The sequence below is a fragment of the Morganella morganii genome (assembly GCF_019243775.1).
GTDB classification, from domain to species: Bacteria; Pseudomonadota; Gammaproteobacteria; order Enterobacterales; family Enterobacteriaceae; genus Morganella; species Morganella morganii.
Map to the genome: position 1 here is coordinate 539,236 of NZ_CP069157.1, position 18,691 is coordinate 557,926.

Here is an 18,691-nt window from a genome sequence, read left to right on the forward strand (position 1 = left end):
TCATGAAGTGATAAAACGCCTTTTCACATCGCAGACGGGAGAAGGTGGGAGTTCAGGTGTTTCAGCTGAATACATGATTGATGAGATAAACCAAATCCACCAGCAATTCCCATTGATTGATGATGCTGATAGTTCTCAGCACAGTGCATTGATTGATGCGGTTATGGGGAAAAGTCTGGTGATTGAAGGGCCTCCAGGTACGGGGAAGTCACAAACAATAACTAACCTAATAGCCGCCGCTATTTTAAACGGTAAAAAAGTCTTGTTTGTCGCTGAGAAGCTTGCCGCTTTGGAAGTCGTTAAAACACGTCTGGATAAAGCGGGTTTGGGAGATTTTTGCTTGGAATTACATAGTAATAAATCTCATAAGCGAAAAGTGTTAGACGAAATTCAAAAGCGTATTAATAACCGGTCATTGGATACTCCCCCCCTTCATATTGAGTCAGAGATTGCTCGTTATGAAGAGTTAAAACGCGAATTAAATGATTATGCTTACGAAATTAATCAGCCATGGGAAAATACAGGCCTTACTATTCATGAAATATTCACTGGTGCGTCTCGTTATCGCCGAATGCTCAATATTGAACCGAAAGATTTACATATCGAGGGGTTATCTGGGAAAAAACTCGACCACTTTGCTCAATTGAGACTTAAGGATCAGATCGATTCATTTGTTAAAGTTGTTCATGAATTTCGCTCCCAACTGGGGGAACAAGCACAGCTTTCTGATCACCCGTGGTACGGGGTTAATAATCTAGAAATTCAGCTGTTTGACAGTAACGGTATTGTTGCTAATTTAGAGAAATGGCAATCTGGGTTGAGTAGATGGCAGCAGAGTATTGGAATTTTCTTCGGAAAATATGAATTATCGAAAGAACAGCTGAATACTCTTACTCTGCAGCAGCAGTTTGTCGATGACTCTTGTCGTCTTCCTGCTTTATCTGAATTACTTAACTTTGATGCATTCAAACAACTAAACGAAGATAATAAGCACCAATTAAGGGAATGGTTACATAATTTTGAAGCAGTCCAATCGATCTATAAAGAGATGGCGAATCATCTTATTGCCGAGAAACTTAAAGCTCTAGAGGTTGCTATAGAGCTCCCTTATTTTTCTGATATTCCAAAAGATTTTGGCGTTTCTGAAAATAGCACGATTGGTGATGTTGCCAGATTTATCCTTTCTTTTGAACATCTAAACTCAGCTTTTGAGCAACATTGGGTTAATCTGTCAGATTTAATTAATTCACTGCCTGCAGTGCTGTCTTCAAAAATGACACCCGATCTACAGGGATTTAAATACATTGTTGAACTTATCGATCTTGTCGTTCAAATTCCTCCGGAGTTACTTAAGCAACGTCACGAATGTTTCGATGATGACGAAATAGACGATATATTAGATAATTTGGCAGGGCATATCACGCCGCTGATTAGTGCTCATGAGACTTTAAAAGTGCACTTTAAACTCGACGCAATACCTCATGAGGAAGAGCTCAAAAGTATTGAGTCAGAGTTGGCACGTTCGGGTATGTTCAGTTGGTTAAGTGGTTCGTGGAGACAGGCTAAACAATCATTGTTGAATTTATCCCAAGGGGTGAATGTTCCTTGGAAGGTGCTCTATAATCATTTGCCCTTATTACGTCAGTATGTGTCTGGGCTGCGTGAGTTAGAACAAGAAAATTTCAGTCGTGATTTAGGAGATAGCTATCAGGGTATTGATACTCCGCTTGATAGTTTGAAGCAGCTAAGAAAATGGTACAAAAGCGTCAGGATGACGTGGGGGGTAGGTTTTGGTCCTAATGTTGCGTTGGGCAGTGCCTTATTGGTTCTTGATAGCCAACTGATAAAAGGTATTCATCAGCTCAAGCATCAGGGTATTGCCGATGATATCAATATCAGCATCAGAAAATTATCCGAACTCCATCAGTTTCTACCTAACATCGATGCTTTGAAAGATGGAAAAATAGTATTGATTGGTGATAGCAACGGGTTAAAAGAAATTAATGGAAGGCTGATTAGTGCATTGGCACCTGTGCAGCAATGGTATAGAAATGATGCTATGTCGTTGCGCGATGTAAAAGAAAAAACTGCTTTGCTATGTAAATTACAGCTGATGCAAAACCAGCTTAAGGAAAAACCATCCCCTGAAGAGCTTTTTGGTGCACAAGAGCAGCTTCATTTTGGTTTTGAAAAGAAAAATGATTATGCACATTCGGTGATAGTAAATACTTTGGCATTTGATGATGCAATAAAGAAGAATATTCAATCTGAAGTGCTACTCAGCATCATCAAACGTCTTGGGGATAAATGCCATCTGGATATCCTTTACGATGACTTGCTCCATCTTAGAGAAATATGGCAAAGCCACCTTGCTCAGAGAGAAAACTTTATAGCGGAGACTCAGCTCGATATCGCACAATGGCAGTTCCGTTGTAACGACAGCTTGGCGGAGCTTATTACACGAAATGATGAAGCAATAGTTAAACCCCGCTGGCTGAACGGTTGGCTCAACTTTAACCGTGTGGCAAAAGAAATACACGATCAGGGACTTCAACTTATTCAAAATGCAGTATTTAACCGCGTATTACCGGTTGAGCAGATAGAAACAGGTTTAATGATGACGATTTACGATCAATTGGCTCGAGAGATTGTGATTGCTCGTCCACATTTGGTACGTATTTCTGGTAATCAGAGGTCTGTTTCTCAACAGACCTTCCGTATGTATGATAAGAAACTGAAGCTATTGCAACGCCAGCGTATAGCATCGATTATTGCCCGTAATCAGGTTCCACAAGGGAATTCAGGCGGGAAAAAATCCGAGTACACTGAGCTCGCGCTGATCAATAATGAACTCGGTAAAAAAATGCGCCATGTCCCAATCCGACAACTTATCAATCGTGCGGGGAGGGCATTAATCCAGCTTAAACCCTGTTTTATGATGGGGCCGATGTCAGTAGCTAATTACCTCCAGCCAGGAGAAATTGACTTCGACTTGGTGGTAATCGATGAAGCTTCTCAGGTCAAACCTGAAGATGCACTGGGTGTCATCGCTCGCGGTAAACAAATCGTCGTAGTCGGTGATCCAAAACAGTTGCCTCCAACTAGTTTCTTCGATCGGGCTGATTCGGATGACGGAGAAGATGAGGATATTGCGGCAGTTAGCCTGACAGATAGTATCCTCGATGCTTCATTGCCTCTATTTCCAATGCGCCGCCTTCGGTGGCATTACCGTTCACAACATGAAAATTTGATTGCTTATTCTAATCGTCATTTCTACGACAGTGATTTGGTGGTCTTCCCCTCACCTAATGCGCAATCGGCAGAATATGGCATTAAATTTTCACATGTGAAAAATGGCCGTTTTATCAATCAGCACAATATAGAAGAAGCGAGAGTTATCGCTTTGGCTGTGGCTCAACATGCGATGGAGTATCCTCAGCAATCATTGGGTATTGTGGCGATGAACTCTAAACAACGCGATCAAATCGAGAGAGCTGTTGATGAGCTATGCCGTGAAAACCCACTGATAGATACTGCAATTGGTAAGCTGAGGGAGCATGCCGACCCTATTTTTATCAAGAACCTTGAGAACGTTCAGGGGGATGAGCGAGATGTCATCTTCATCTCCTTTACTTATGGGCCCGGAGAGGCTGGCGGGCGTGTATTTCAACGTTTTGGTCCTATCAACTCAGATGTTGGTTGGCGTCGTTTAAATGTACTCTTCACTCGTTCTCGTAAGCGCATGCATGTATTTAGCTCAATGCATGCTGATGATATCCAAGTAGCAGAAAGTACAAAGCGCGGGGTTAAAGCTTTACGCGGTTTCCTACACTTTGCTGAAAAAGGCAATATGGATGGTGTAGGAATTTCTACAGGAAAAGCTCCGGACAGTGATTTTGAAATATCGGTGATTGATGCATTGAAAACTGCAGGCTTTGACTGTGATCCACAAGTGGGTGTTGCAGGCTTCTTTATAGATATTGCTGTTCGAGACCCAGGTAAACCTGGCCGTTATTTGATGGGAATTGAATGTGATGGGGCAACTTATCACTCCGCAAGATCAGCACGCGACCGAGACCGTTTGCGACAAGAGGTCTTGGAAGGCTTAGGTTGGACAATTTCTCGCATATGGTCAACGGACTGGTTCAGTAATCCAGATGAAGTTCTTGGGCCTATTATCCGAGAATTGAATCAACTCAAAACAACACATACAGAGGCTCAAATAATTGTTGAAGAGCATTTCTCTGGTGTATTGGTCGATGATAAATACTCTAAAGCTGAGGACGTAGTCGATTATAGTCATGTGTCCGAGCCCTTGCATTCTCGTTTAGAAAGATTTGCCCAGGAAATCATTGCAGCTGAGTTTCCAAATGTCTCCTCAGAGCATCGTTTGTTGAGACAATCGATGATTGAAGCTTTAGTTGAGCACCAGCCTCTTTCTAAGTCTGAGTTTGTTGAGCGTATTCCCAAGTATTTACGAGATGCCACTGAACCTAAAGAGGCCAGAATGTTCCTTGATGCGGTTCTCGAAATTATTGATGGGCATGATGTGGCGGTGGGATTTTAATCAGGGGGTTTTATTTTATTTAAGGATTAACTCATTGTAAATCAAAGGATTGGTTGTTTTTGTTCAACATGATGTAATCATGTAGTCTGACTGCAATTGTTTGCTGAAAAAGCCCGTAACCTGATTGGTTACGGGCTTTTTTTTGTCTGTCCGGTTTGTATTTTATAATATCCCACTGTTTATCATCATTATGAGGTATTATTGAGAGATACCGCTGCTGAAATGGGGGAGTGCCGGATATGCTGGATTTTCTGAAGAATTACGACAACTTAACCGTCAGTGAGAAGAAAGTATTAAAATATCTTACGGAAAATATTGCCGATATTCCCTGGTTAAATATTAATGAATTAGTCGCCAAAACGTTTGTTTCCAAAACGGTGATTATCAATTTATCTCAGAAATTAGGTTTCAGCGGGTTTAAAGAACTTAAATTTCAGATTAACAATCATATCCTCTCACAAAATAAAGCAGAGAAAAAAGCACCTGCATCCTATAAAAAACAGCTCGAGAATAATATTCATAAGACCTTCACACTGATTAATGAAGATCAGATCCGCGATTGTGCAAAAACATTGCGCGGTTCACGGAATATCTTTCTGGTGGCACGGGGAACCAGCAAGGCAGTCGGTTACTATCTGGAGCATTTATTATTTTCGCTGGGACTGCACTGCTTTTTTATTAATGATTATAACCTTTCTGACTCCTTTACCCGCCTTGTCAGCAAAGATGACACTGTGATTTTTATCTCCCTCTCCGGCGGAACCAAAAAGATCATTGAAACCGCAAAAATCGTTCAGCTGAAAGATGCCCATATCATCAGTATGACCGCCTTCCACACGAATGAACTGACCACATACGCAAATAACACACTCTTTTGCTTCTCTGACAGTTATGACACCAAACGGGATGACTCAAAGTCTAGAACAGGGTTTTTTATCCTGGTGGATTTATTAATTAATGAGCTGGAAAGTTTGCTGTAAATAAACTCATTATTTAGCTTAAGTTGAATTGAATGCTTTTTGTTCAATAATTCCTGCTGTTTTTAAAAGAATCGTTTATTCAGAAAATCATTAACAAAACGTCTTAAAAATTATTATCATCCTGATTTTTAAATCATTATCGCCTGAAAATGACCCGGGTCATAATTTAAGACCTGAGATAATATTTAAAACCGTACCATCATTTCATTTCAAAAAGGCAATGCTAGTATTCCGAGTAATGTCAATATTCTTCATCGCAAGGAAACACTATGGCTAAAAGAAAATTCGGAGAGTCGATCCAGCGCTTTGGCCGGACACTGCTCCTGCCAATCGGGGTTCTGGCTCCGATAGGTATGATTCTGGGGATCAGTGGTGCATTAGTGCAGACCTACATGATTGCCCGGTTTCCTTTCCTCGGAAATGAAACGGTTAACGCACTGCTTGTCAGTATCCGCTCTATTGCGGGCGTTATTTTTGACAATATTCCACTGCTCTTTGCCATGGGGGTTGCCTACGGGATGAGCCAGCGTGATAAGGGGATCGCGGTCTTTGCCTCTGTGGTGGGGTATTTGTCGCTGATTATCACCATGAATATCTGGCTGGTACTCACCGGTAAACTGGCGGATCCGGCCATTATGGGGCAGGTGGGGCAAATTAAGGTTCTGGGGATCCAAACCTTAAATATCAGTGCCGCCGGGGGGATCATCACCGGTCTGATTGCCGCCTGGGCAACGGATAAGTTCTATAACCTTGAACTGCCGACTGCCTTCGCTTTCTTCTCCGGTAAAAAATCCGTTTCCATCATCATGGTCGGCCTGATGATTATGGTCGGCGCGACATTACCGTTTATCTGGGAAGTGCTGGTTCAGGGGCTGATGAAGCTCTCTGCTGTCTTTCTGAGTCCTGTCGGTCCGTTCTTTACGGCGGGCGGTGAGCGTCTGTTTATTCCGTTCGGTCTGCACCACGTCTGGAACGTGCTGTTCAGATTTACCGAAGCCGGCGGTACCTATGTGATTGACGGACAAACCTATGTCGGTGTTGTTCCGGCGCTGACTGAAGTGTTATTCAAACAGGGCCCCGGAACTGAATACTGGGCGATGATGCCAAGCCTGACGCGCTTTATGGCGCAGCAGCAAATGCTGGTCACACTGTTCCTGTTCCCGGCAATTGCATTAGCTATCTATAAAACATCGAAGAAAGAGAACCGCGCGGAAGTGAAATCCATGCTGGTGACGATGGTACTGACCGCCATGCTCGGTAACGTCACGGAACCGCTTGAATTTACCTTCGTGTTTATCGCACCGCTGCTGTATTTAATTTATGCCATCATCGTGGGTATTGGTGCGGTATTGCTGTCATTCGCCGGTGTCGCGATTGGTTATATCCGCGGAACCATCTTCGATTTCACGATTTTCGGCCTGCTGTACGAACGTACTAACTGGATATTCCTGGTGCTTATCGGTACCGGTCTGGCGGTGGTGACGTTCTTTATCTTCCGCTGGGCTATCCTCCGGTTTGATATTAAAACGCCGGGCCGTGAAGAATCCAGCAATCTGAAAAACACGTTAATTAAAGAAAAACGTTATGGTGAAATTGCGGAAATTCTTATCGAGGCGTTAGGCGGAAAACAAAATATCCGTAACGTTGATAACTGTATTACCCGTATGCGTATCGATATCGCGGAAGTGAATAAGATTGATAAAGAGTTAATGTCGGAATCAGGATGTACTGCATTCTTCTTTCCATCGGCAAACCACGTCCATGTTGTTTACGGACCGAAGGTTGAATTTGTCCGCAATGCTGTTGATGAAGCAATGAAGAAATAAAAGGATATATGATGAGAGCTTTATATGATTCTAAAAGTAAAACCATCGATGACCGCGGTATAAAAGCGCTGCTGTCAGATGAGGCCAAATACAATACCTGGCTGATGTTTGAATCAGTGTTAGCTCAGGCACAGGCGGAACTGGGGTTTATTCCCCGGTCTGCTGCCGATGAAATTAAAGAAAAGGCGGTTATTGAGAATATCGATTTCGAAGAGATGAGCCGTATCTATCAGAAAATCGGTCATGGCTTCGTACCATTTTTAAAAGTATTAGTGAATGCCTGCTCGGAAGAGAGTGGTAAATATATCCATTACGGTATTACCACCCAGAATATTCAGCAGAGTTCACAGCTGTATATGATGAAGACAGTGCATAATAAATTTATGCTGCTGTTAAGCGAGATCCTGGAAAATTTATCGCGTCTTGCAGAAAAAACCAAACACATGGTGATGCCGGGCAGGACACACGGCCGTCATGCCATTCCTATCACTTACGGCTACAAAGTGGCGGTGTGGATCAGCGATTTTATTGATTGCAGCCAGCGCATGAAAGAGTGTGAAAAACGCGTATTCACTATCATGATGGGCGGTGCGGTCGGGGCATTTAACACCATGCCGGGTATCGGTCTGGAAGTCCAGAAACGAGTTGCTGAACTGACAGGCATGCATGCGATGGAAGTGCCGTCCCGCAACCTGAGCACCCATAAACTGGAGTATATGGCGAACCTGGCGCTGATGGCGAATATCTGCCACAAAATCGGTGAGGAAGTTTACAGCACCACGCTGGAAGAGATCGCGGAAGTTTCCGAAGGCTTTACCAGGGGTACTGTGGGCAGCAGCACTATGCCGCACAAAATTAACCCGAAACTGGCCAAAGGCATTATTGCGAACTCCCAGAAACTGTACTCACTGCCGGGTGTCGGCATGTACTCCGCTGTCAGACCGTATGAGGGTGACAGCAGCTCTTATATGTTATTCGACGGACTGATCGAGGAAGCACTCGAACTGACCACCGAAGTGCTGCTGAGAACAGAAGAGCTCACCAGAACCATCGTACCTCATGAAGAGAGAATGCTGCACAACGTCATGAGAAACAAAGGGCTGGATAACACTGAATACGTGATGATGAAAATGGCGGAGAAGCTGGGCAAGGATAAGGCGCATTCATTATTGTATGAGGAAGCGATTAAAACCGCTGCAGATGGTGAGGATTTCTACACAAACCTGACGAAAAACGACACTATTACCGCTGCCTTCAGCAATGAAGAAATCAAAGCAATGTTAGATCCGCGCGCGTATATTGGTCTGTCCGTCGAAATCGCCGAAAAAGAAGCGAAACGTGGTTCAGATGCCGCTCAGAAAATTAAAAAAGACTATCAGTAAATTACCGGGCTGACACAGGAAAAACCAAACCGGCACTCTGAGGAAACTCAGGTGCCGGTTTTTTTTATGCATAATTTGCGGCTGATTGCGATCAGCGGGTGGTTTTCAGCGATTAGTTTTTGAAGTCGCTGCCACAAAGTGGTTAAATTAGCTGTATAAATTTTTTCCAACCGTGAATGAGGAAAACTATGCGGATTAAAATGTTACCCGGTGCTCTGGCACTGTTATTACTGGCAGGCTGTACGACCACGAACGAACTGAGCTCCGCCGGATCACAGGTCCGCTTTTCCGAAGAGCAGCCACCGGCAGAATGTCAGAAATTAGGTGAGGTTACCGGTGTACAGAGCAACTGGATGACCGGCGTCGGTAACGAAAGCAGCTCCATGCGCGGTGCGGCAAATGACCTGCGTAACAAAGCCGCTGCAATGGGCGGTAACGTGATTTATGGTCTCGGCAGCCCGGCAGAGTCAGCGATTGTGTCCAGCCTGATCCCGGTGGATAGCAAGCTGACGGGTCAGGTATTTAAGTGCCCGTAATTTCGCGTCATCCTTCCGTCCATAGCGGCGTTGGCTGCGCTCAGCGGCCCGGGTCACATACTGATGTATGCTCCCCGTGCCTCTTCACTTGCCGCCTTGCTCTGAACGAAATGATTTAGCGAAATGTTTTGATGGGATAAAGAAAAGCCACCGTCAGCATGAACGGTGGTTTTCTTATTCAGATGCGAAAAGCGCGGGCGGCGGGTAAAGAAAACGGAAAGCATGCGAGCCATGGATGGCGAGCCTGAGCGCACAGGGATGTGTTCACAGCGACTTTCTGTTTTTACCCGCCGCTGGCGCAGACTCCGTAATCACAGTCTTAAAGTGCTAGCAGCGACTTTCTGCTTTTACCGGTTATCAGCATGGCACCGTAATCACGGTTTGTTGTATCTGTATTTACAAAAACGCATGAAAAATCAGCCAATCTTCACTGCCGCAGTCGCAATAAATGTCGGCAGATAATTATCGATAACAAAACGCGGGTTCGGTTGCCAGTCCTCATAAAAATCGGTCAGATGAAAACCGGCTTTCAGTTGTCCGCCGATCAAATCTGTCAGGGAATGGCCAAACACAAAAGCTTCCTGCCGTGCCTGCTTCTCTGCCACCTGCTCCGGTGTTAATGCTGTCAGTTCAGAAAACGGCATTTTATATGCTGGTTTTATAATGCCTTCTTCGCGGTATTTCGCATCACGATCGCCGACAAAGACCACTGAATTAAAGAAACTGGCCAATAGTGTGCCGCCGGTTTTCAGTACGCGGTGGCATTCACGCCATACCGGATTCACATCCGGGATATACAGATTGGAAATCGGATGGAACACGCAGTCAAAAGTGCCATCCGCAAATGCGCTGAGATCCCGCATATCGCCCTGTACCGCCTTAAGTGTCAGCCCGTCGCGCCGGGCAACCTGACGATCGTGCTCAAGCTGTTTATCTGATAAATCAAACACTGTCACATCCGCACCGGCGGCAGCCAGTACCGGGGCCTGCTGACCACCGGCAGAGGCCAGACAGAGAATGCGTTTACCTTTTACATCCCCCAGCCAGTCTTTCGGCAGCGGCTGCGGGGTGAGATGCACATCCCAGTTTCCTTGTTTGGCAGCCGCAATCAGCTCTGCGCTGACCGGTGTTGACCACGCCTGTTGTTGTTCCGCCTGTTTATCCCACGCGGCCTGGTTTGAGGTTAAAAAATCCGTCATAATTTTGTACTCCATAATACATAATGTACGCAATTTAACCTGTCTGAAGTTACCTGTAAAATACTATTTCTTCAGATGACCGTGTTTACGTGGTAATACTCAGCTCTGACGCAGACGGAGATCGATCGGTGTTTTACTCGGCTCACCACCGATTTCCCGGGTCAGACGTGGCACCAGATACCCGGAAATACGCGGCAGAAGATCATGCATGATGCGGCGTGCTTCATCATCACTGATCAGAAAATGTCCCGCACCCTGTACTTTATCCAGCACATGCAGGTAATAAGGCAGAATACCGGCGTCAAACAGCGCATTACTGAGCTGTGCCAGCACCTCTGCATTGTCATTCACATCACGCAGAAGAACGCTCTGATTGAGCAGGGTAACGCGGCTTTCACGCAGCTGATTCATTTTTTCTTTCAATGTATCGTCGATTTCATTCGCGTGATTGATATGTGTGACTAAAATTATCTGTAGCCGTGAATCGCGGAAACGCGCGGTCAGTCCCGGCGTAATGCGTTCAGGGATCACGACAGGCAGACGGCTGTGAATGCGCAGCCGCTGAATATGGGGAATCGCTTCCAGTTGCGTCAGCAGCCAGTCCAGTTCATGGTCTTTTGCCATCAGCGGATCACCGCCGGAGAAAATGATTTCATTGAGTTCAGGATGGTTAGCGATATAATCGAGCGCCTGCTGCCAGTTATGTCTGGTGCCTTTATTGTCCTCATACGGGAAGTGACGGCGGAAACAGTAGCGGCAGTTGACCGCGCACCCGCCTTTCACTAACAGCAATGCCCGGTTGTGATATTTATGCAGTAGTCCCGGAACAACACTATGTTGTTCATCCAGCGGATCGTCAGAGAACCCCGGGGTCAGGTCAAATTCAGCCCTGTGTGTCATGGTCTGAAGTAATAACGGATCGCGCGGATTGCCTTTTTCCATTTTGGCGATAAAAGGACGGGGGACACGCAGAGCAAACAACCGGCGGGCATCAGTACCGGCACGCCAGTTTTCGTCCTGTTCCAGACCTAATATTGCCAGCAGTTCTGTTGGGTTAGTGACAGAATCAGTGAGTTGATGCAGCCAGACTTCTCGGGCGGGTTGTTTTTGGGTTACAATATCGACCATTTTTTTGGCTATGCCATTTATTTAAAATTAGAGGATTTCCATGGCTACTTATAGTACCAACGAATTTCGCCAAGGTCTTAAAATTATGTTAGACGGCGAACCTTGCGTGGTTGTTGAAAGTGAGTTTGTTAAACCGGGTAAAGGTCAGGCATTCGCCCGTGTGCGTCTGCGTAAACTGATCTCCAACAAACTGCTGGAGAAAACCTTCAAATCAACAGACTCTGCGGAAGGCGCTGATGTCATGGATCTGAACCTGACTTACCTGTACAACGACGGTGAGTTCTGGCACTTCATGAACAACGAAACTTTCGAGCAGCTGGCTGCGGATGAGAAAGCTATCGGTGATAACGCCAAATGGCTGATCGACCAGGCTGAATGTATCGTTACCCTGTGGGACGGCCGTCCTATCGCGGTTACCCCGCCAAACTTTGTTGAGCTGGAAATCACGGAAACCGATCCGGGCCTGAAAGGTGATACTGCCGGTACCGGCGGTAAACCAGCGACCCTGAGCACTGGTGCAGTGGTTAAAGTACCTCTGTTCGTGCAGATTGGTGAAGTGATCAAAGTTGACACCCGTTCAGGTGAATACGTTTCCCGCGTGAAATAAGATTACGTGATGAATTACAAAACCGCCGCTGAATCAGCGGCGGTTTTTTTATATTCAGTAATATTCATAACGGTAACGCTGAATGGTTTGTAAGACCGGCTCCGGATTGTCATCCGCAGAATAGCCGTAATAATCGGCGATATAATTTTTTTGCAGCAGACAGTTACCGTGATGATCCCATTGTTCACAACGTTCGGTGAGTACATTCAGCAGTTCGCTGCCGCTGTAAATAGAGATCAAAGTGACTGATGGCCACGGCTGAGCAGTGTAAGTAAAGCGGGTCTCTGAGGAACCGGAGCCACGGGAAACGTGTGACAGGCGGCCTTGTGAATCATAGCGGTAAAAGAGACTTTCTGATTTTTCTCCGTCCGTTTTCACCTCATCCATACTGTGGAGCCGGCTGTTTTCCCAATTGATACGGGCAGTAACGGCATCCTCCTGTTCATCGTCACCGGTATTTTTATTCAGTAAGGTATAGCCGGCAATCTGTCCTTTATCATTTATCGTCCGGGTGATGTCTGTCTGTGAATTAATGTGTTTACCGTGAAATTTGTATTCTGCTGTGCCGGTCAGGTGAAGCGGATTATCCGGATCTGTTTTGTACTGTTCTTTCCGGTAAACATCCGGGCTTATCAGATAGTACATCTGCTGCTCATACTGCGTCACGGCACCGCACGGTGACAATGTAATGGTGGTTTCGCTGCTGCCGTAAGATTTTTGTTTGTTATTGCGTGTGGTAACAACGGATTTGACCGGCCCGTTCAGATACAGGCCGGTGATAATATAGGTATTTTCCCGGTTCAGCTGACGCTGTGCGTCCGTACAACTGCTGTCGTCTGCCATTGCTGCGGACAGCGGCAGGCAGAGCGCCAGCAGGGTAACTGTTTTTCTCATCCTTAAATTCTCTCTCTGTATCAGCGGATGAGGTTACTGTATCACCGATAGCAGAGATTATTTTTATTATTAATCCCGCCGTCGGATGATGTCACACCGGAACAGCCGAGAATGGTATCGAATAATTCATGATGGAAAAATGTCCGCGTCCGGCTGTTTTCTTTCAGGTTATCAAACAGGGACGGGTTATTTTTTATGTAGTTATCTGACATCCAGACAATAAACGGCACACGGAACTGCTCCGGCGGGGCAATATGCCGTGGCGTACCGTGCAGGCGCATCCCGTTATTTTCGCCCAGGGATTCCCCGTGATCGGAGGTATAAAAGACAATCGCATTTTTATCTTTTAATTTTTCGGTCAGATCATGCAGAAAATGATCGGTGTATAAGATCGAATTATCATAAGCATTGATCTCTTCCTGTATGCTGCATTTGGTTCCTTCCTCTGTGCATTCCGGCATATATTTGCGGAATTCAGGCGGATAACGCTTGGAATAAAGATGATGTGAGCCTTTGGTATGTAAAATAATCAGGTTCTGCCCCTGTTTTTTACGGGCGAGCATATCATCAACTTCATCCATCAGTAATTCATCACGGATAGCTTTGCCCGGCGTTCTGTTCTGAGCGGTGATCATCTCACGGATCAGATAATTATCCAGGTCGAGCCGGTTATAGAACCAGACTTCACTTTGCATGGAAAACAGCTCGGAATAAAAGCCGTTCTGTTTCATCACAGAGAAAACATTATTTTCGGTAACTGTCCGCTGTTCGTTATCTTTTACGCCGCCTTCACGCACAAACATGCAGCGCAGCGATAATTTGGTGGAGGTATCACAGGACTGACCTTTAAAGGCGATAACGTTTTTATCGGCAGATAATAATGGCGTTGTTTCCCGTTCATAACCGAGTAATTGCATATGATCCCAGCGGGCGGTTTCGCCTATCACGAAAACCACATATAAATCGTCATTCTGCGGCGCCGGAGTGTAAGTAAATTCATCGGCCGGGTCGAATAAATCAATTTCATTAAAGGTATCGTCATATTTGACCACCGCATACTGTACCAGCGGCACAATCCAGTTGGTCGGTAAATAGGAGTAACTCAGCTCTCCGCCATAACTCGACACATCAATACTGCCGTTCATTTCAATTTTTTTCTGATTGGCATCCGCCAGTTTTAAATAACCGAAAATCAGAACCGGAATAACAATAAATGTAAACAGAGCGAGTGCCCGGCGGCGTGATGCCGTTTGTATGCTTGTTTTTTTTGCCGACCAGATCAGAAATAAAGCCGGAATGGAAAGCAGTGAGAACCAGAGATAAAAATGCCCGCCGACCGCTTCCTGTGACAGTTCAACACTGTCCGTGGCCAGCGTGGAGACTAAAATACCATAACCGATAATCACGTCATAAAACATCACGTAGTAACTGACAGCGATACTGACCAGAATAATAAAGCTGCTCAAAATCTTAAAACTCAGTAATCCGGTTTGGGCAATGAGCCGGAACAAGAAGAAGCTGAACAGAACATTGGCAAAAATTTCAGCAATCAGATAAAGGGAACCATAGTCTCCGGCCAGTAATAACTGGTTCTGAGCACGGGAAAAATACACGGTGTAGTTGAGAAAAAAGCCCAGAAACAGGGCAAGAACAGCAGAAACAACAAATTCATTTCTTAGTGTGTTTAATAACGGACGTATTGGCATCGGGTACATCACTTCATCGCTAAAGAGAGTTAGAGAAACGATCGGTTACTTGGTTCAATATTTATTCATTAATCATCTGCATCATAACTGATGACAGCAGACCGCATGACATTTTTGTCGTCATTAGTGTCGAACCGACAGTTATCCGCCCCTGAAAATTACGACAATATACTGATAAATATCCATTTTTACACATGGCATGAAAAATGCTTAGCAAGGGTATCAAACTATATGACTCGTCTGATTTTTCTGGAGGGTGGGGCGAATGAATCGCTTTGTTATTGCCGACCCGCATCTTTGTATCGGATGTAATACCTGTATGGCGGCCTGTTCTGAGACGCATAAACAGCAGGGATTACAAACACATCCGAGATTGAATGTGGTGAAAATCGGGGAACTGACCGCGCCGATGCTTTGTCGTCAGTGTGATGATGCTCCGTGTGCCCGTGTGTGTCCGGTGAATGCCATTACACACGAAAATGACATGATCGTGCTGAATGAAAGCCTGTGTATCGGCTGTAAACTGTGCGGTCTGGTCTGTCCGTTCGGGGCTATCACCCCGTCAGGCAGTAAACCTGTCGATATGCCGGATTTCTTTGAGCAGTATGTGCCGAAAGAGATGCTGCTGGATGTGCCGGACAGCCTGCCGACTATGAACCCGTTCCTGGCATGGAATGCCGGTATCCGTAATATCGCGGTGAAATGCGATTTGTGTGATTTCAGTGAAGAAGGACCGGCGTGTGTGAAAGTGTGCCCGACCGATGCCCTCCATCTCGTTGAAGAGAATCAGCTGGAAAACGAAAGTGCGAAACGTCGTACCGCGTCTGTCGATGCGATGCCGCCGGAGTTCGACATTTTCGTCTCAGGACAGGAGAGCAGAAAATGACATCTCTTGAATTACTCTTATGGTCCGTTGCCCTGTATACCGCCGGCGGTTTTATTTCGCTGCTGTTTAAACAGCAGGAAAAAATGGCAGTGTATGTTGCCGGGATCACGGCGATTGCCGGCGGGATCCTCGGTTTATTCAGCGCCGTTCCGGTGCTGATGAGCGGCGAAACACTGACGTTTTTCGCTCAGGGACCTTTCCCGTTCGCCCATTTTGTCGTCCGCCTCGACAGTCTCGCCGCCTTTATGGTGATGGTGATTTCGCTGCTGGTGACCGTCAGTGCTCTGTATTCCCTGAACTATGTGCAGGAATATCTGGGACGCGGCGCGTGGAGCATGGGTTTCTTCCTGAACCTGTTTATCGCCTCCATGGTTGCTCTGGTGGTGATGGATAACGCCTTCTGGTTCATCATTCTGTTTGAAATGATGTCGCTGGCCTCCTGGTTCCTGGTGATCGCGGATCAGGATGACAAATCCATCCGTGCCGGTCTGCTCTACTTCTTTATTGCTCACGCCGGTTCTGTGCTGATCATGATCGCCTTCTTCCTGATGTGGCGCGAAAGCGGCAGTCTGGATTTCGATTCCTTCCGTCAGCTCTCACTGTCTCCGGCGATGGCGTCAGTGGTCTTCCTGCTGGGCTTCTTCGGCTTCGGTGCCAAAGCGGGTATGTTACCGCTGCACAGCTGGCTGCCGCAGGCTCACCCGGCTGCACCGTCTCATGCTTCCGCACTGATGTCCGGTGTGATGGTGAAAATCGGTATCTTCGGGATTATCAAAGTCGGTATCGACCTGCTGGGTGCAACCCAGGGCTGGTGGGGTATCGTGGTACTGGGCTTCGGCGCGGTCTCTTCTGTTCTCGGCGTTATGTATGCGCTGGCAGAGCACGATATCAAACGTCTGCTGGCGTGGCACACCGTGGAAAACATCGGGATTATCCTGATGGGGGTCGGTGTGGCAATGGTTGGTATGGCGAATGATATGCCGGTGCTGGCGACGATTGGTCTGCTCGGCGCGATTTATCACCTGCTCAATCATGCGGTGTTTAAAGGTCTGCTGTTCCTCGGCGCCGGTGCGGTGATTTACCGTATCCACACCCGTGATATGGAAAAAATGGGCGGCCTCGCTAAACTGATGCCGCTGACCGCAACCGCGTTCTTAATCGGTTGTATGGCGATTTCCGCGTTACCGCCGCTCAACGGCTTTGTCAGTGAGTGGTACACCTATCAGTCACTGTTCTCAATGAGCCATGACGGCACATTCATCATGAAAATCAGTGGTCCGATCGCCATTGTGATGCTGGCGATTACCGGTGCGCTGGCGGCGATGTGTTTCGTGAAAGTGTACGGTGTCAGCTTCTGCGGCGGTCCGCGCAGTGAAGCCGCCACTCATGCCCGCGAAGTACCGTGGACAATGACTGCCGCAATGCTGATTCTGGCTGTGGTGTGTGTGCTGCTGGGTGTTGGTGCGAGTGTGATTGCACCGGTGCTGGCGAAAGTGGCGATGACCCTGACCGCAGGCACGGATGTGACAGTGGCACAGGGCGCGATGCTGGTACCGGATTCCGCTGCTCAGGCCATGATTTCACCGGCCATGACATTCCTGTTACTGCTGGCACTGCCGCTGATCCCGTTCATCATCTATCTGGTCTTCAAAGGCAAACAGATGAACTTCCGCCGCAAAGGCGATGCCTGGGCGTGTGGTTATGCCTGGGAACGCGATATGTCCGTATCTGCCGGTGGCTTTACCCAGCCGCTGCGCTCAATGTTTGCACCGCTGTACCGCATGCGCAAACAGCTTGATCCGTCAGCCCGTCTGGCTCACGCCTTAGACGTGACCAAAGCCGGAGCCGGAAAAGTCGAGCCATTCTGGGATGAACGCATTATTTATCCGCTGGTGCGCGGGATTAACCGTTTCGCCAAACGCATTCAGTGCCTTCAGGGCGGGGATTTCAGACTTTACTGTCTGTATGTCGTGGCCGCGCTGGTTGTTCTGCTTGTTGTGATTGCGGCGTAAGGAGAGAAACCATGTCGATTCAGGATACACCTACATTGATGACGGGGCTCTTCGCAGTGGTTCAGGCGATTTTCCTGCTGCTGCTGACGCCGCTGTTTACCGGCATCTCCCGTCAGATCCGCGCAAAAATGCACTCCCGTCAGGGGCCGGGCATTATGCAGGATTACCGTGACATTACCAAATTACTGAAACGCCAGTCCGTGGCACCGCGTGATTCCGGATTTATTTTCCGGGTGATGCCGTATGTGCTGCTCGGCAGCATGCTGCTGCTGGCGATGGCGCTGCCGGTTGTTACCACAACGTCACTGTTCAGCGGGGCAGGCGACCTCATCATCATCTTATATATTTTCGCGCTGTTCCGCTTTTTCTTCTCCCTGTCCGGTCTGGATACCGGCAGCCCGTTCGCCGGTATCGGTGCCAGCCGTGAGCTGACCCTCGGCGTGCTGGTGGAACCGATCCTGTTCCTCGGCCTGCTGGTGGTTGCGCTGATTGCCGGTTCGACCAATATCGGCAGCATCAGTGCCGTGATGAGTCAGGGCTGGGTATCACCGACCGCTACTTTCCTGGCCATGCTGGCCTGTGGTTTTGCGACCTTTATCGAAATGGGCAAAATCCCGTTCGACGTCGCGGAAGCCGAGCAGGAACTGCAGGAAGGGCCGCTGACCGAGTACTCCGGTTCCGGTCTGGCGCTGGTGAAATGGGGGATCGGTCTGAAACAGGTGGTTGTGGCAGTCCTGTTTCTCTCGATTTTCTTCCCGTTCGGCAGTGCATCCGTTCTGACCGCAGGCAGTCTGCTGCTGGCGCTGGGACTGATGCTGGTAAAACTGCTGGTGATTTTCGTTCTGGCATCGCTGGTCGAAAACAGTCTGGCCCGTGGTCGTTTTCTGCTGACGCATCATGTGACCTGGTTAGGATTCGGCGTGGCTGCGCTCGGATTCGTGTTCTATCTCACCGGTCTGTAAGGAGCG

General features: G+C 47.2%; 14 protein-coding genes. 9 read left to right on the plus strand and 5 right to left on the minus strand.

What is annotated here, in order from left to right:
* Nucleotides 1-7: 7 nt before the first annotated feature.
* The 5 genes from hhe to JL661_RS02520 all read left to right on the plus strand — a co-directional run bounded on the left by hhe (nucleotide 8) and on the right by JL661_RS02520 (nucleotide 9,291).
* Nucleotides 8-4,567 (plus strand): DUF4011 domain-containing anti-phage protein Hhe, encoded by a 4,560-nt coding sequence (gene hhe, locus JL661_RS02500; RefSeq protein ID WP_345739887.1) that lies wholly within the window; start codon nucleotides 8-10, stop codon nucleotides 4,565-4,567.
* 239 nt (nucleotides 4,568-4,806) lie between these two features.
* On the plus strand, nucleotides 4,807-5,547 hold the full coding sequence (locus JL661_RS02505) for a MurR/RpiR family transcriptional regulator (RefSeq protein ID WP_004234972.1): 741 nt from the start codon (nucleotides 4,807-4,809) through the stop codon (nucleotides 5,545-5,547).
* 269 nt (nucleotides 5,548-5,816) lie between these two features.
* Complete coding sequence (locus tag JL661_RS02510; protein WP_004234974.1) at nucleotides 5,817-7,373, plus strand: PTS transporter subunit EIIC; 1,557 nt, start codon at nucleotides 5,817-5,819, stop codon at nucleotides 7,371-7,373.
* A gap of 11 nt (nucleotides 7,374-7,384) precedes the next feature.
* The gene (locus JL661_RS02515; RefSeq protein ID WP_032098528.1) at nucleotides 7,385-8,755 is read left to right on the plus strand and encodes a class-II fumarase/aspartase family protein; all 1,371 of its coding nucleotides are present in this window, start codon (nucleotides 7,385-7,387) and stop codon (nucleotides 8,753-8,755) included.
* 188 nt (nucleotides 8,756-8,943) lie between these two features.
* Nucleotides 8,944-9,291, plus strand: coding sequence for a DUF4156 domain-containing protein (locus JL661_RS02520; RefSeq protein ID WP_004234982.1), 348 nt, complete (start codon nucleotides 8,944-8,946; stop codon nucleotides 9,289-9,291).
* Nucleotides 9,292-9,344: 53 nt separating this feature from the next.
* Here JL661_RS02520 and JL661_RS02525 read toward each other — a convergent pair whose 3' ends face one another.
* The 3 genes from JL661_RS02525 to epmB form a co-directional block, all read right to left on the minus strand.
* Nucleotides 9,345-9,524: a hypothetical protein gene (locus JL661_RS02525; protein ID WP_150974935.1), complete on the minus strand. Its 180-nt coding sequence runs from the start codon at nucleotides 9,522-9,524 to the stop codon at nucleotides 9,345-9,347.
* Nucleotides 9,525-9,707: 183 nt separating this feature from the next.
* Nucleotides 9,708-10,490: a class I SAM-dependent methyltransferase gene (locus tag JL661_RS02530; RefSeq protein ID WP_036424123.1), complete on the minus strand. Its 783-nt coding sequence runs from the start codon at nucleotides 10,488-10,490 to the stop codon at nucleotides 9,708-9,710.
* 99 nt (nucleotides 10,491-10,589) lie between these two features.
* Nucleotides 10,590-11,618 carry an EF-P beta-lysylation protein EpmB gene (gene epmB / locus JL661_RS02535; protein WP_004240597.1) on the minus strand — a complete coding sequence of 343 codons (1,029 nt, stop codon included), beginning with the start codon at nucleotides 11,616-11,618 and terminating at the stop codon, nucleotides 10,590-10,592.
* A 40-nt stretch (nucleotides 11,619-11,658) separates the two neighbouring features.
* Between epmB and efp the strand changes: the two genes are divergently transcribed.
* A complete protein-coding gene (gene efp / locus JL661_RS02540; RefSeq protein ID WP_004234989.1) occupies nucleotides 11,659-12,225 on the plus strand; it encodes an elongation factor P in 567 nt (188 codons plus the stop codon).
* A gap of 54 nt (nucleotides 12,226-12,279) precedes the next feature.
* On the opposite strand, the gene JL661_RS02545 is transcribed toward efp, so the two are convergent.
* On the minus strand, nucleotides 12,280-13,119 hold the full coding sequence (locus JL661_RS02545) for a hypothetical protein (RefSeq protein ID WP_004234991.1): 840 nt from the start codon (nucleotides 13,117-13,119) through the stop codon (nucleotides 12,280-12,282).
* Nucleotides 13,120-13,160: 41 nt separating this feature from the next.
* Nucleotides 13,161-14,834, minus strand: a complete 1,674-nt coding sequence (gene eptB / locus JL661_RS02550) for a kdo(2)-lipid A phosphoethanolamine 7''-transferase (protein WP_004240595.1) — start codon at nucleotides 14,832-14,834, stop codon at nucleotides 13,161-13,163.
* A 256-nt stretch (nucleotides 14,835-15,090) separates the two neighbouring features.
* Between eptB and JL661_RS02555 the strand changes: the two genes are divergently transcribed.
* Genes JL661_RS02555 through JL661_RS02565 form a run of 3 tightly spaced genes read left to right on the plus strand, consistent with a single transcriptional unit; the run spans nucleotide 15,091 to nucleotide 18,685 of the window.
* Nucleotides 15,091-15,711, plus strand: a complete 621-nt coding sequence (locus JL661_RS02555) for a 4Fe-4S dicluster domain-containing protein (protein WP_004234994.1) — start codon at nucleotides 15,091-15,093, stop codon at nucleotides 15,709-15,711.
* Entirely contained in the window at nucleotides 15,708-17,723 is a 2,016-nt protein-coding gene (gene hyfB / locus JL661_RS02560) for a hydrogenase 4 subunit B (protein ID WP_004234996.1), read from the plus strand. The genes JL661_RS02555 and hyfB overlap by 4 nt, the downstream gene beginning before the upstream one ends.
* Before the next feature lie 11 nt (nucleotides 17,724-17,734).
* Nucleotides 17,735-18,685 carry a respiratory chain complex I subunit 1 family protein gene (locus JL661_RS02565; protein ID WP_024474456.1) on the plus strand — a complete coding sequence of 317 codons (951 nt, stop codon included), beginning with the start codon at nucleotides 17,735-17,737 and terminating at the stop codon, nucleotides 18,683-18,685.
* The last annotated feature ends 6 nt before the right edge of the window (nucleotides 18,686-18,691 follow it).